The sequence below is a fragment of the Lysinibacillus sp. CD3-6 genome (assembly GCF_006351725.2).
Classification (GTDB): domain Bacteria; phylum Bacillota; class Bacilli; order Bacillales_A; family Planococcaceae; genus Lysinibacillus.
The window spans coordinates 4,579,044-4,593,124 of sequence record NZ_CP085880.1 but is presented as its reverse complement, the minus strand read 5'-3'; the positions used below and the strand labels follow the sequence as shown (position 1 = coordinate 4,593,124).

Below are 14,081 nucleotides of genomic sequence, written 5' to 3'. Positions count from 1 at the left end.
AGGAGTAGCTTTATGCGACGATTAAAAGCAATTATTAGTTATGATGGAACGCAGTTTTCTGGTTATCAAGTACAGCCAGGAGAGCGAACTGTACAAGCAGAGGTTGAGCGTGTACTTGCTATTATGCACAAAGGTCACAATGTAAAAGTTACGGCAAGTGGTCGCACAGATGCAAGAGTGCATGCAACTGGACAAACACTGCATTTTGATACGCCGCTTGCAATACCAGTAGAAAAGTATATGAAGGCATTGAATGTTCAGCTTCCAAGAGATATCCGTGTATTATCGATTGAGGAAGTGGCAGATGATTTTCATGCGCGGTATAGTGTCACAGGAAAACGCTATCGCTATATATGGTCGTGTGAGTCTGTACAAAGCCCATTTCGTAGACATTACACTGTAGAGACGAATGGTGTGAAGCCAGACGTAAAAGCGATGCAGGATGCTGCCAAAGCTATAATAGGGACACATGATTTCTCATGCTTCTGTGCGGCAAATACGAGTGTGCAAAATAAAGTGCGAACAGTAAATGCACTTGAATTTGAATGGCATGGTGAAGAGCTGCATATGGTCATTGAAGGTAGTGGCTTCTTATACAATATGGTGCGCATCATTGCCGGCACTTTGTGGGAAGTCGGCATAGGACGCCGAGAAGTAAAAAATGTGGAGACTGTTGTTGCGTCGATGGATCGCGACAAGGCTGGCAAAACAGCACCACCACAGGGTTTATATCTTGAAAAGGTGTTCTATTAGGGAGATTTGTTTAAGCGAATATTGAATGTTATAGAGGGGCGGATATTCACTTTAAATGGAACAAAATACGAGGGGCAAAATGGCAATGTAAATGCCAAACGTTACCCTGTACAACTTCACCAGGTGTTTAATGAAATTACTTGACTTTAAAAGCCATTCATTATATGATAACAGATGGTATTTTCATTACCACCACAAAATAAGCCCCGAAACTTATAGTGTAGACTAATGAAAAATAACGGTAATCGAATCGATTAGGAGGATATATACATGCGTACAACATTCATGGCTAAAGGTCACGAAGTAGACCGTAAATGGTTAGTAGTTGATGCAGAAGGCCAAACTCTTGGACGTTTAGCTTCTGAAGTAGCTGCAATCTTACGTGGTAAACATAAACCAACATTCACACCAAACGTTGACACAGGTGATCACGTAATCATCATCAACGCTGACAAAATCCATTTAACTGGTAACAAATTAGAGGGTAAACTTTACCGTCACCATACTCAATTTGCGGGTGGTTTAAAAACTCGTACTGCTGGTGAAATGTTAGAAAAGTACCCAACACGTATGATCGAATTAGCTATTAAAGGGATGCTTCCTAAAAACTCTTTAGGTCGTAAAATGTTCGGTAAACTTAACGTTTACACTGGAACTGAGCACCCACATGCTGCACAAAAACCAGAAGCTTATGAGCTTCGCGGATAATATAAATTAAGAGGAGGATATTACTTTGGCACAAGTTCAATACATCGGCACTGGTCGCCGTAAAAGCTCTGTAGCTCGCGTACGTTTAGTACCAGGTACAGGTAAAATTGTTATCAACAAACGTGAAATCGAAGAATACGTACCATTCGCTGCATTACGTGAAGTAATTAAACAACCATTAGTAGCTACTGAAACTACAGGAAGCTATGACATCCACGTAAACGTTAACGGTGGTGGATACACTGGTCAAGCTGGAGCTGTACGTCATGGTATCGCTCGTGCTCTACTTCAAGTAGACCCAGATTTCCGTGCTGCACTTAAATCTGCTGGATTACTTACTCGTGATTCACGCATGAAAGAACGTAAAAAACCAGGTCTACGCGGCGCTCGTCGTGCACCTCAGTTCTCAAAACGTTAATCAACCGATTATATGCGTTTTCAAAACCCTTTCCCACTTTTGTGGGGAGGGTTTTTTTGTGTTTTTAATGAAGTTCACTTATTAAAAATATTGAAAATTCTTTGCAGTTTTTAATAAAATTTTAAAAAAAGAATATTAGATGCGAAGGGTATTTAGAGATTTAAAATTACATAACAAAGGATGTGTAAGTTTCTTATGGATATGGAAAGGAAGCAAGACCTTGCTTTCAAGTTTATTCTCGCCTACTTTATCGTTTTCATTATCTTAAAAGAAATATTTACATTTTCAGTTTTGGTTAATTATTCTGTACCCATCATTGGATTCCTCATCGCAGCATTTTTACGTTATAAATTGATTGTGAAAAATCGGAATAACTCTTAAGTATTAAAGTCTACGTGTCGTGCCCTTCAGTGTTTATGATTTACTTAATACCCCCAGACATAAAAATTTTAGAATATCCAAAAAAAGAGCGTGGACTTCAATTAAATAGACATAGGATGTGGAAATAATCTTATGAAGAAGAAGCGAGACATTACTGTAATATTTATTGTCACTTATTTTGGCGGGATTTCTATTTTAGCTAAACTATTCTCATTTTCGGTTTTGACTAATTATGTGCTTTGTTTCATTGGTGCAGTGATTATTTAAAAAAGGAAAAAACTTAAATCAATCTATTGTATTGTCGTCATGTGTCAGCTCGAAGATATAGAGGGCTTTCGTTTAAATGACTACGATTACGGAGATGAGCAATTGCTAACAGGGATTAGCTATCATCCAAATGGCTTGAACAAAATTACAATCGAAAGTTTAGATCCAGAATTAAAAGGTATTGAAGAAATTTCGTCTTCTACAAATTTTAGCTTCCACATTAACAATAAAGATTGTTTCTTTATAGAAGCGAATCGTTTCGTTTTTGAGGGAAAGGTGTTTAAAGATTTAATCGCCCCAGAACATGAGCTGAAATGGGAAGACGAAAGTTGATTGACTAGAAAAGGGACTTGCTACGCACCACATAACATAATTTATACATCCTAAACTCTTAAGCAAATGCTTGGGAGTTTTTTTGTTTACTTTCTAGCATAGTTCCATCACTAACTTCGTACACTACATATAAAGGGTGGTGGATATGGGTGAAGCGCTGGCTTGCACTAGGAGTAATTATGCTGATGAGTATAGTGGTCGTGGCATATGAAACGAATGCTTCGGACCGCAACTTCTTCTTACCTGACCCACTTGGTGGCATTAAAATTGTCATTGATGCGGGACACGGTGGTCAGGATGGAGGTGCTTCAAAGGGCGAAGTAATTGAAAAGGAAATTACGCTTGCAATTGCTCAGCATGTGGAGAAGCAATTAAAGAAGAAAGGCGCAACGGTCGTGATGACACGTACAACTGATGGAGATGTTATTGATGAACACGCGTCATCAGAAAAATTTGGCACACTAAGAGAACGGAAAAAGCAAGATATCTTCTTACGGAAAGATATTGTTGCTAAAGAACAACCAGATATTTTCGTTACAATTCATGCCAATGCAATTCCTGAAACAAAATGGCGTGGAGCGCAGGTGTTTTATCATAAAGACGGACATGCTGATGGGGAATTGCTTGCGAAGAGCATTCAGCAATCTATCCGTACGAACTTACAAAATACTGATCGGGAAGCTTTATCGATTAAACAAATCTACTTACTAAAGAAGGCTGAAGTGCCTGCTGCATTAGTGGAGACTGGATTTATCAGTAATGATGAGGAACGTGCACTATTAGTCGATAAAAAATATCAAGAGAAAATGGCAACTGCTATCGTTGAAGGTATTGAAGACTACTTACTGGGGAAAATTGAATAGAGCAACAGCCACTATGTAAATCAGAGCATTATGATATACTAACATTGACAGAAAATAAGGGGAGTGTTCGTCGTGATAACTGAACAACAAGTACGAGAAAAACTGGGACAACTACAAGATCCGTTTTTACATAAAACCTTAGCAGAAACTGACGGTATTACGAACGTATCAATCAAAGAAGAAAAAAACCATGTGAGTGTAAAAATTGCTATTGCTAAAACAAATACACCTGAACAAATGCAACTTCAAATGAAAATTGTAGATGTATTAAAAGAAGCGGGTGCTAACACTGTTGGTATTCGTTTTGAAGAGTTATCTGCAGAAAAACTACAAAGCTTCCGCGGAACAGCAACAGAAGCAGAAGCTCAAGATATTTTATCTCCATTAAGTACAGTGCAAGTAATTTCAATTGCATCTGGTAAAGGTGGCGTAGGGAAATCTACCGTATCAGTTAACTTAGCGGTAGCTTTAGCGCGACTTGGCAAAAAAGTAGGCTTAATTGATGCCGATATTTATGGATTCAGTGTGCCTGATATGATGGGTGTTACAGATATGCCGAAGGTAGTAGATAATCGTATTTACCCTGTTGATCGTTTTGGTGTAAAAATGATTTCAATGGGATTCTTCGTTGAGAATAACGCACCAATCGTCTGGCGTGGTCCAATGCTTGGAAAGGTGTTAGATCAATTTTTCCGTGATGTAGAATGGGGCGAATTAGATTACCTTCTATTAGATTTACCACCAGGAACAGGTGATGTCGCTTTAGATATACATCAAATGTTGCCTTCTTCAAAAGAAATTGTTGTGACAACGCCTCACCCAACAGCAGCATTCGTTGCAGCTCGTGCAGGGGCAATGGCATTACAAACAGAACATGAGATTTTAGGCGTTATTGAAAATATGGCGTGGTTTGAGTCAAAATCAGGGGAACGCGAATATGTATTTGGCCAAGGCGGCGGTGCAAAATTGACGGAAGAACTTCGTACAGAGCTACTTGGACAAATTCCACTAGGTCAGCCAGATTGGTCTGATGAGGATTTCGCGCCTTCTGTATATGCCGAGAACCATTCAACAGGACAAACATATTTAGATATTGCTTCGAAAGTCATTAATAAATTAAATAAATAAATAAACAAAAAGGATTTCCTCAACTAGTTGAGGAAATCCTTTTTTGTTTTGAAAAGCTATTTACTTTTGTCATCCTTATTTGCGCTGCCGTCACTTTCACCACTAGCCTCTTTTTTGCTGTCACTTTCCGAGGAAGTACTTTCACCGCTTTTTTTGATAAGCTCTAGCCATTTCGCCTGCATTAGTGGACTTTCAATCGTTTCCTTTACGACTTCCTCCATCTGCTTGCGAAGATTGGATGATTTTAAAATCGTCTCCATTTGCTTTTGCATATCAGGTTGACCAAAGAATGACTCCATATCCTTTTGGAATGTAGGGTCTTTCATTAGTTCCTTCATAATATCTTGTTGTTGCTTTTGCATACTTTTGGCTACAGTTTCTTTAAACTTTGGATCCTCGAATGTCTTTTTCCAAAAATCCTCAGCTTCCTTTGAAAGCAAAGTCTCTTCTGTCGCCTTTTTCACTTCGTCATGTTCTAATATCAATAATTCACGAAAACTCGGCTCCTCTAAAAGCTGTCGTAACGCCTTTTTACCATCCTCAGTTTGTAGAGAGTCGATCATAATTTTTTTTATCTCATCATAAGACATGTTAGAGGTTTTATCTTGTTGTGAGCAGGCAGCAAGAAAAAGCGTCAAAATCAGTAATAAAGTCCATTTTCGCATTCAACATCAGTCCTTTCTATAGATAGACTCTTTCAATTATTGTTCACATTTATGATGACTTTATGTATAGCTTGCGAAGAGAAATAGCTTTTTTAACAATGCATTGTTAAAATGATTACAGATATATGAAGAAATTGGGGGACTTTGAGTTGTGACGATACGAAATTGGGCAAAGTTTTTCTTCTTTGCAATGCTCGTTGGTGGCGTAGTCAACGGAATTTTTAGTTTATTTATTCGCTGGAGCTTCTTTCAACCATATGTAGAAAATGGTCAATGGGGTGAATTTTTCGCCGGGCTTTTATGGATGGTATTTTTAGGTTTTACAATGAGTGTTATTGCACAAGCTGGATTTTTCGCCTATTTAACACTTCATCAAGTAGGTGTTAACATCTTTAGAACACTAACTTTATGGAATTGGGTACAGCTATTATTAATTGTTATTACCGTATTTGATATTGTGTTCTTCCGTTTTGTACCAGGTGTAAAGGATGGACAAAGCTGGGTATTCTATTTAGGGCTGTTAATTGTGTTAATATTCGCTTCTATTGCAACAGCTGTACAAAAAGTTAAAATGACAGGAAAAAAACATGTTCTAGTGTCTGCATTATTTTTTATGATTGTTATTACAACATTAGAGTGGACAATCGCTTTAATGGGACGCGATGAAAATATTAACGAATATGTTGCACTATTGTTATTTCCATTACTAGCTGTAAATGCATATCAATTATTAGTATTACCAAAATACAATGCAAAATCCGATGAAGATCGCAAAAAATTAGAAGAACGTCGTAAAGCGCGCCTTAATCAGGCGAAAAATGCATAGTTATTATGAAAAATGAGTAGCCTCAAATATGTTGAGGCTACTTTTATTATGGAGTTTTTTTAGATTGTACTGAGTAACCGAATATATTTTCTTCAATCGACATAAATTTATTTTGTTGCAATAATGTATTTAACTCTTTAAAAGTAACCTTAGTGTCTTGATGTAAAGGGAGAAATAAAAAATCGCCTTTTTGTAATTCGGGTGTTTTTTCTCCTTGCCAAATGAGTGAAGGAGAAAGTATATTTATTTGCTTCTGAAATAAGCTTTTTTGTAAATCCTGAGAATACTGATGATTTCGTGTAGCAAACCAAAGCGGTGTGGTCTTTAAATATTTTTCATAAGTACTCACATCTTTTTGTAGTAATGCAATATCAATTGGTTCTTCTACTGAATCTTCGGGACCTAATAATCCTGTAGGTAGTTTTCGTTCTTGAATTACTTTTATATGCTCAGGTGATCGCTCAATCCATGCCGCATCTAAAAGAAGGAGCGGATAAGGTCCTTTTACATTTTTAAGCCAATCTAAAAGTTTATCATCAGAAAAAGAAATTTCGACAATAAGTGAAGTGCCATAATGCCCTTTTGTTACAACCGTTGGTGCGTTAGCAATATTAAATACAGAAATCATCGTAGAATTAATTGGTTTAATAAAGATAAACAATATTCCTATGACAACCAGTGATACCAACGTTTTACGAAGCATATTTAAAACCCCATTTCTATAATTTTAAACATAAAAATAAACTCCTTAAAAAAACTTATGATTTTGTGTTGACTTTCATGATTAATCGATGTTATTATGTATAAGTCGCCAAGAGATGACGCGACAAACGAAACAAAATGAACCTTGAAAACTGAACAAGCAAAACGTAATCAATATAGTTTTTAGTAGCTAACTTCGTTAGCGGACGAAACAAAATTTTGGACATCAAAATTGATGCCAGCAAAACAATTTGAGCTAATCAAATTTCTTTTATGGAGAGTTTGATCCTGGCTCAGGACGAACGCTGGCGGCGTGCCTAATACATGCAAGTCGAGCGGACAGATAAGGAGCTTGCTCCTTTGACGTTAGCGGCGGACGGGTGAGTAACACGTGGGCAACCTACCCTATAGTTTGGGATAACTCCGGGAAACCGGGGCTAATACCGAATAATCTTTTGTCTCTCATGAGACAATTCTGAAAGACGGTTTCGGCTGTCGCTATAGGATGGGCCCGCGGCGCATTAGCTAGTTGGTGAGGTAACGGCTCACCAAGGCAACGATGCGTAGCCGACCTGAGAGGGTGATCGGCCACACTGGGACTGAGACACGGCCCAGACTCCTACGGGAGGCAGCAGTAGGGAATCTTCCACAATGGGCGAAAGCCTGATGGAGCAACGCCGCGTGAGTGAAGAAGGATTTCGGTTCGTAAAACTCTGTTGTAAGGGAAGAACAAGTACAGTAGTAACTGGCTGTACCTTGACGGTACCTTATTAGAAAGCCACGGCTAACTACGTGCCAGCAGCCGCGGTAATACGTAGGTGGCAAGCGTTGTCCGGAATTATTGGGCGTAAAGCGCGCGCAGGTGGTTTCTTAAGTCTGATGTGAAAGCCCACGGCTCAACCGTGGAGGGTCATTGGAAACTGGGAGACTTGAGTGCAGAAGAGGATAGTGGAATTCCAAGTGTAGCGGTGAAATGCGTAGAGATTTGGAGGAACACCAGTGGCGAAGGCGACTATCTGGTCTGTAACTGACACTGAGGCGCGAAAGCGTGGGGAGCAAACAGGATTAGATACCCTGGTAGTCCACGCCGTAAACGATGAGTGCTAAGTGTTAGGGGGTTTCCGCCCCTTAGTGCTGCAGCTAACGCATTAAGCACTCCGCCTGGGGAGTACGGTCGCAAGACTGAAACTCAAAGGAATTGACGGGGGCCCGCACAAGCGGTGGAGCATGTGGTTTAATTCGAAGCAACGCGAAGAACCTTACCAGGTCTTGACATCCCGTTGACCACTGTAGAGATATAGTTTTCCCTTCGGGGACAACGGTGACAGGTGGTGCATGGTTGTCGTCAGCTCGTGTCGTGAGATGTTGGGTTAAGTCCCGCAACGAGCGCAACCCTTGATCTTAGTTGCCATCATTTAGTTGGGCACTCTAAGGTGACTGCCGGTGACAAACCGGAGGAAGGTGGGGATGACGTCAAATCATCATGCCCCTTATGACCTGGGCTACACACGTGCTACAATGGACGATACAAACGGTTGCCAACTCGCGAGAGGGAGCTAATCCGATAAAGTCGTTCTCAGTTCGGATTGTAGGCTGCAACTCGCCTACATGAAGCCGGAATCGCTAGTAATCGCGGATCAGCATGCCGCGGTGAATACGTTCCCGGGCCTTGTACACACCGCCCGTCACACCACGAGAGTTTGTAACACCCGAAGTCGGTGAGGTAACCTTTTGGAGCCAGCCGCCGAAGGTGGGATAGATGATTGGGGTGAAGTCGTAACAAGGTAGCCGTATCGGAAGGTGCGGCTGGATCACCTCCTTTCTAAGGATATTTTCGGAATACAAACCTTGGGTTTGTAAGATTACGTTTTGCGTTCAGTTTTGAAGGTTCATCATTAGATGAAACACTTCAAAACTTGTTCTTTGAAAACTGGATAAAACGACATTGAAATTGTAACAAACACATTTATTTTTTAAGTTTTTTTATAGGCTTAATAACATTAAAAGGTTTCGAGATACGAGTAAGACAAGGAAGCGATTGAGTGAGTGAAGGAGCGTACTTTCGTACGTGACTGATTGAACGAATGAAGCTGACGCTGTATTACGATGTATATCGGAAGCTGTAGGTTAAGTTATTAAGGGCGCACGGCGAATGCCTTGGCACTAGGAGCCGAAGAAGGACGGCACTAACACCGATATGCTTCGGGGAGCTGTAAGTGAGCTTTGATCCGGAGATTTCCGAATGGGGGAACCCACTACGTTTAATCGCGTAGTATCTTGACGTGAATACATAGCGTCTTGAAGGCAGACCCAGGGAACTGAAACATCTAAGTACCTGGAGGAAGAGAAAGAAAAATCGATTCCCTGAGTAGCGGCGAGCGAAACGGGAAGAGCCCAAACCAAGAGGCTTGCCTCTTGGGGTTGTAGGACACTCTATACGGAGTTACAAAGGAATGAGTTAGATGAAGCGACTTGGAAAGGTCCGCCAGAGCAGGTAAAAGCCCTGTAGTCGAAAGTTTATTCCCTCCAGAGTGGATCCTGAGTACGGCGGAACACGTGAAATTCCGTCGGAATCCGGGAGGACCATCTCCCAAGGCTAAATACTACCTAGTGACCGATAGTGAACCAGTACCGTGAGGGAAAGGTGAAAAGCACCCCGGAAGGGGAGTGAAAGAGATCCTGAAACCGTGTGCCTACAAGTAGTTAGAGCCCGTTAATGGGTGATAGCGTGCCTTTTGTAGAATGAACCGGCGAGTTACGATTACGTGCGAGGTTAAGCTTTAGAAGGCGGAGCCGCAGCGAAAGCGAGTCTGAATAGGGCGAATTAGTACGTGGTCGTAGACCCGAAACCAGGTGATCTACCCATGTCCAGGGTGAAGGTGAGGTAACACTTACTGGAGGCCCGAACCCACGCACGTTGAAAAGTGCGGGGATGAGGTGTGGGTAGCGGAGAAATTCCAATCGAACTTGGAGATAGCTGGTTCTCTCCGAAATAGCTTTAGGGCTAGCCTCGTGATGAGAATACTGGAGGTAGAGCACTGTTTGGACTAGGGGGCCATCCCGGTTTACCGAATTCAGACAAACTCCGAATGCCAGATATTTATACACGGGAGTCAGACTGCGAGTGATAAGATCCGTAGTCAAAAGGGAAACAGCCCAGACCACCAGCTAAGGTCCCAAAGTAATCGTTAAGTGGAAAAGGATGTGGCGTTGCACAGACAACCAGGATGTTGGCTTAGAAGCAGCCATCATTTAAAGAGTGCGTAATAGCTCACTGGTCGAGTGACGCTGCGCCGAAAATGTATCGGGGCTAAACGATTCACCGAAGCTGTGGATTGACATCTACGATGTCAGTGGTAGGAGAGCGTTCTAAGTGCGTTGAAGTCAGACCGGAAGGACTGGTGGAGCGCTTAGAAGTGAGAATGCCGGTATGAGTAGCGAAAGACGGGTGAGAATCCCGTCCACCGTATGACTAAGGTTTCCTGAGGAAGGCTCGTCCGCTCAGGGTTAGTCGGGACCTAAGCCGAGGCCGATAGGCGTAGGCGATGGACAACAGGTTGATATTCCTGTACCACCTCCTCACCGTTTGAGAAATGGGGGGACGCAGTAGGATAGGGTAAGCGCGCCGTTGGTTGTGCGCGTCCAAGCAGTAAGGCGTGTGTGTAGGCAAATCCGCACACTGTAACGTTGAGCTGTGATGGCGAGTCCGTATGGACGAAGTTCCTGATTTCACACTGCCAAGAAAAGCCTCTATCGAGGTGAGAGGTGCCCGTACCGCAAACCGACACAGGTAGTCGAGGAGAGAATCCTAAGGTGTGCGAGAGAACTCTCGTTAAGGAACTCGGCAAAATGACCCCGTAACTTCGGGAGAAGGGGTGCTCTTGAGCGTGCAAGCGCACGAGAGCCGCAGTGAATAGGCCCAGGCGACTGTTTAGCAAAAACACAGGTCTCTGCAAAACCGTAAGGTGACGTATAGGGGCTGACGCCTGCCCGGTGCTGGAAGGTTAAGAGGAGTGGTTAGCGCAAGCGAAGCTGCGAATTGAAGCCCCAGTAAACGGCGGCCGTAACTATAACGGTCCTAAGGTAGCGAAATTCCTTGTCGGGTAAGTTCCGACCCGCACGAAAGGCGTAACGATCTGGGCACTGTCTCAACGAGAGACTCGGTGAAATTATAGTACCTGTGAAGATGCAGGTTACCCGCGACAGGACGGAAAGACCCCGTGGAGCTTTACTGTAGCCTGATATTGAATTTTGGTACAACTTGTACAGGATAGGTAGGAGCCAGAGATCTCGGAGCGCCAGCTTCGAAGGAGGCGTCGGTGGGATACTACCCTGGTTGTATTGAAATTCTAACCCATGCCCCTTAGCGGGGCAGGAGACAGTGTCAGGCGGACAGTTTGACTGGGGCGGTCGCCTCCTAAAAGGTAACGGAGGCGCCCAAAGGTTCCCTCAGAATGGTTGGAAATCATTCGTAGAGTGTAAAGGCACAAGGGAGCTTGACTGCGAGACCTACAAGTCGAGCAGGGTCGAAAGACGGGCTTAGTGATCCGGTGGTTCCGCATGGAAGGGCCATCGCTCAACGGATAAAAGCTACCCCGGGGATAACAGGCTTATCTCCCCCAAGAGTCCACATCGACGGGGAGGTTTGGCACCTCGATGTCGGCTCATCGCATCCTGGGGCTGTAGTCGGTCCCAAGGGTTGGGCTGTTCGCCCATTAAAGCGGTACGCGAGCTGGGTTCAGAACGTCGTGAGACAGTTCGGTCCCTATCCGTCGTGGGCGTAGGAAATTTGAGAGGAGCTGTCCTTAGTACGAGAGGACCGGGATGGACACACCGCTGGTGTACCAGTTGTCTTGCCAAAGGCATCGCTGGGTAGCTATGTGTGGACGGGATAAGTGCTGAAAGCATCTAAGCATGAAGCCCCCCTCAAGATGAGATTTCCCATTACGCAAGTAAGTAAGATCCCTCAAAGACGATGAGGTAGATAGGTTCGAGGTGGAAGTGTGGTGACACATGGAGCTGACGAATACTAATCGATCGAGGACTTAACCAAAAAAGTTTGAAACATTCAATGAACCGTTTATCCAGTTTTGAAAGAACAACACTTTCAATTAAGAGGGTTTCAAGATACGATGTATATTGAAAGCCGAACATAGTCTAGTGATGATGGCAAAGAGGTCACACCCGTTCCCATACCGAACACGGAAGTTAAGCTCTTTAGCGCCGATGGTAGTTGGGGGCTTCCCCCTGTGAGAGTAGGACGTCGCTAGGCGCAAAAAGTCGCTGCTGATACACTCAGTAGTGGCTTTTTTTATTTCTATAAAATTAATTTAACTGAGATAAAATAGAAAAAAGACATTTCACCTATCAGGTGAAATGTCTTTTTAATTAATTAAACAGTTATAGCACGTAGCTCCACACGTCGAATCTTTCCTGATGTTGTTTTTGGCAGCTCATCGATAAAGACAATACTGCGAGGATATTTGTAAGGCGCTGTTAATGCTTTAACGTGCTCCTGAAGCTCTTTCGTTAGTTGTTCCTCATCATGGTCTCGGAAGCTCTCACGTAAGATTACAAATGCTTTTACAATATGCCCTCTAATTTCATCTGGTGCAGCGACAACAGCACATTCTTGTACAGCTTCATGCTTATTTAAAGCATCCTCTACTTCAAACGGACCAATTGTATAGCCTGAAGAAATAATAATATCATCACCACGTCCTTCAAACCAGAAGTAACCATCTTCATCGCATTTTGCTTGGTCACCTGTAATATACCAATCACCTCTAAAAGCAGCTTGTGTGCGTTCAGGTTCACGATAATACTCTTTGAATAGAGCTGGTGAAGATTTATGGACAGCGATATCTCCAACTTCTCCTACAGGTGCCTCATTGCCCTCATGGTCAATAATACGTACAATATTTCCTGGCGTAGGAACACCCATAGAGCCAGGGCGTAATTCGGTGTTTTCAAGTGTACCAATTAATAAAGTATTTTCTGTTTGTCCATAGCCATCACGTACTTTAAGGCCAAAATTTTTCATAAATGTTTCAATTACTGGACGATTTAACGGCTCACCAGCAGAAACGGCACTTCTTAATGAGACTAAATTGTAATCTTTTAGATTATCAATCTTTGCCATAATACGATATTCAGTAGGTGTACAGCAAAGAACATTCACTTTTTCGTCCTGAAGAAGCTGGAGATACGTATGAGGATCAAAACTTCCATGATAGACGAAAGCAGTTGCCCCTAACATGATTGTTGATAAAAATGGACTCCAGATCCATTTTTGCCAACCTGGTGCTGCAGTCGCCCATACGAGATCACCTTCGCGTACACAAAGCCATTTGGAAGCTGCTGTTCGAATATGTGCATAACCCCAGCCATGAGAGTGAACTACTCCTTTTGGTTTACCCGTTGTTCCTGAAGTATAAGAAAGAAATGCCATATCATCGCGTTTTGTAGCTACAGCCGTAAAGCTTGTAGGTTGCTTATCAGCTAATGCATCTAAAGACACCCAATTGCTTGTAGCATTGCCAATGACTAATTTATTGTTTAAAGCGGCAACAGAAGAAGTAATTTGATCAACCTCGCTAGTAAAAGCCTCGTAGGCAATCACTGCGTTTGCAGAAGAGTGTTCCATACGATATTCTAAATCACTTGCACGTAACATCTCTGAACAAGAGATAGGAACGATTCCCGCCTTTAAACAACCGAGGAAAACAAAATATGCTTCTGGTAGACGTGGGATAATCACTAGTACACGATCACCTTTTTGAAGTCCTCTCTCTGTAAAGGCATTCGCGTATTGGTTCATTTTTTGAATAAGGTCAGCATATGAAATTGTGCGGCGATTTTGTTTCGTATCTAGCCATCTTATAGCTTGACGATCACTATCTTGGGAAAACTTCTCTAATTCCTCTGTGATGTTATAAAGTTCAGGTGCAATTAAATCATTTGTTACCATATATGAACATTCCTCCCCCAAAACTAATTTAATAGAAAATTCTTAAAACTATTTTTATTTTAGCAAT

General features: G+C 42.3%; 10 protein-coding genes and 3 rRNA genes. 10 read left to right on the top strand and 3 right to left on the bottom strand.

Features of this window, described 5'->3' with window-relative positions; all coding sequences use genetic code 11:
- Positions 1–12: 12 nt before the first annotated feature.
- The 6 genes from truA (at position 13) to FH508_RS22750 (ending at position 4,851) form a co-directional block, all read left to right on the top strand.
- Positions 13–753 carry a tRNA pseudouridine(38-40) synthase TruA gene (gene truA / locus FH508_RS22775; protein ID WP_139859722.1) on the top strand — a complete coding sequence of 247 codons (741 nt, stop codon included), beginning with the start codon at positions 13–15 and terminating at the stop codon, positions 751–753.
- 270 nt (positions 754–1,023) lie between these two features.
- Complete coding sequence (gene rplM, locus FH508_RS22770) at positions 1,024–1,461, top strand: 50S ribosomal protein L13 (RefSeq protein ID WP_173479261.1); 438 nt, start codon at positions 1,024–1,026, stop codon at positions 1,459–1,461.
- Positions 1,462–1,486: 25 nt separating this feature from the next.
- Positions 1,487–1,879 (top strand): 30S ribosomal protein S9, encoded by a 393-nt coding sequence (rpsI, locus tag FH508_RS22765; protein WP_004233744.1) that lies wholly within the window; start codon positions 1,487–1,489, stop codon positions 1,877–1,879.
- Positions 1,880–2,566: 687 nt separating this feature from the next.
- Positions 2,567–2,860, top strand: coding sequence for a YxiG family protein (locus FH508_RS22760; RefSeq protein ID WP_139860809.1), 294 nt, complete (start codon positions 2,567–2,569; stop codon positions 2,858–2,860).
- Positions 2,861–3,009: 149 nt separating this feature from the next.
- Complete coding sequence (locus FH508_RS22755; RefSeq protein ID WP_139860807.1) at positions 3,010–3,723, top strand: N-acetylmuramoyl-L-alanine amidase; 714 nt, start codon at positions 3,010–3,012, stop codon at positions 3,721–3,723.
- Between the two features lie 72 nt (positions 3,724–3,795).
- The gene (locus FH508_RS22750) at positions 3,796–4,851 is read left to right on the top strand and encodes a P-loop NTPase (protein ID WP_173479262.1); all 1,056 of its coding nucleotides are present in this window, start codon (positions 3,796–3,798) and stop codon (positions 4,849–4,851) included.
- Between the two features lie 56 nt (positions 4,852–4,907).
- On the opposite strand, the gene gerD is transcribed toward FH508_RS22750, so the two are convergent.
- Positions 4,908–5,516, bottom strand: coding sequence for a spore germination lipoprotein GerD (gerD, locus tag FH508_RS22745; RefSeq protein ID WP_173479263.1), 609 nt, complete (start codon positions 5,514–5,516; stop codon positions 4,908–4,910).
- A 151-nt stretch (positions 5,517–5,667) separates the two neighbouring features.
- On the opposite strand from gerD, the gene FH508_RS22740 reads away from it, so the two are divergent.
- Positions 5,668–6,342 carry a KinB-signaling pathway activation protein gene (locus tag FH508_RS22740; RefSeq protein ID WP_173479264.1) on the top strand — a complete coding sequence of 225 codons (675 nt, stop codon included), beginning with the start codon at positions 5,668–5,670 and terminating at the stop codon, positions 6,340–6,342.
- Positions 6,343–6,388: 46 nt separating this feature from the next.
- On the opposite strand, the gene FH508_RS22735 is transcribed toward FH508_RS22740, so the two are convergent.
- On the bottom strand, positions 6,389–7,045 hold the full coding sequence (locus tag FH508_RS22735) for a hypothetical protein (protein WP_228134200.1): 657 nt from the start codon (positions 7,043–7,045) through the stop codon (positions 6,389–6,391).
- Between the two features lie 269 nt (positions 7,046–7,314).
- Between FH508_RS22735 and FH508_RS22730 the strand changes: the two genes are divergently transcribed.
- The 3 genes from FH508_RS22730 to rrf all read left to right on the top strand — a co-directional run bounded on the left by FH508_RS22730 (position 7,315) and on the right by rrf (position 12,316).
- Positions 7,315–8,866 (top strand): 16S ribosomal RNA (locus tag FH508_RS22730).
- Between the two features lie 303 nt (positions 8,867–9,169).
- Positions 9,170–12,097 (top strand): 23S ribosomal RNA (locus tag FH508_RS22725).
- A gap of 103 nt (positions 12,098–12,200) precedes the next feature.
- Positions 12,201–12,316, top strand: a 5S ribosomal RNA gene (rrf, locus tag FH508_RS22720).
- The 16S, 23S and 5S rRNA genes sit together here, the layout of an rRNA operon.
- Positions 12,317–12,436: 120 nt before the next feature.
- Here the strand turns inward: rrf and mbcS are convergent.
- Positions 12,437–14,014: an acyl-CoA synthetase MbcS gene (mbcS, locus tag FH508_RS22715; RefSeq protein WP_173479279.1), complete on the bottom strand. Its 1,578-nt coding sequence runs from the start codon at positions 14,012–14,014 to the stop codon at positions 12,437–12,439.
- Positions 14,015–14,081 lie beyond the last annotated feature (67 nt).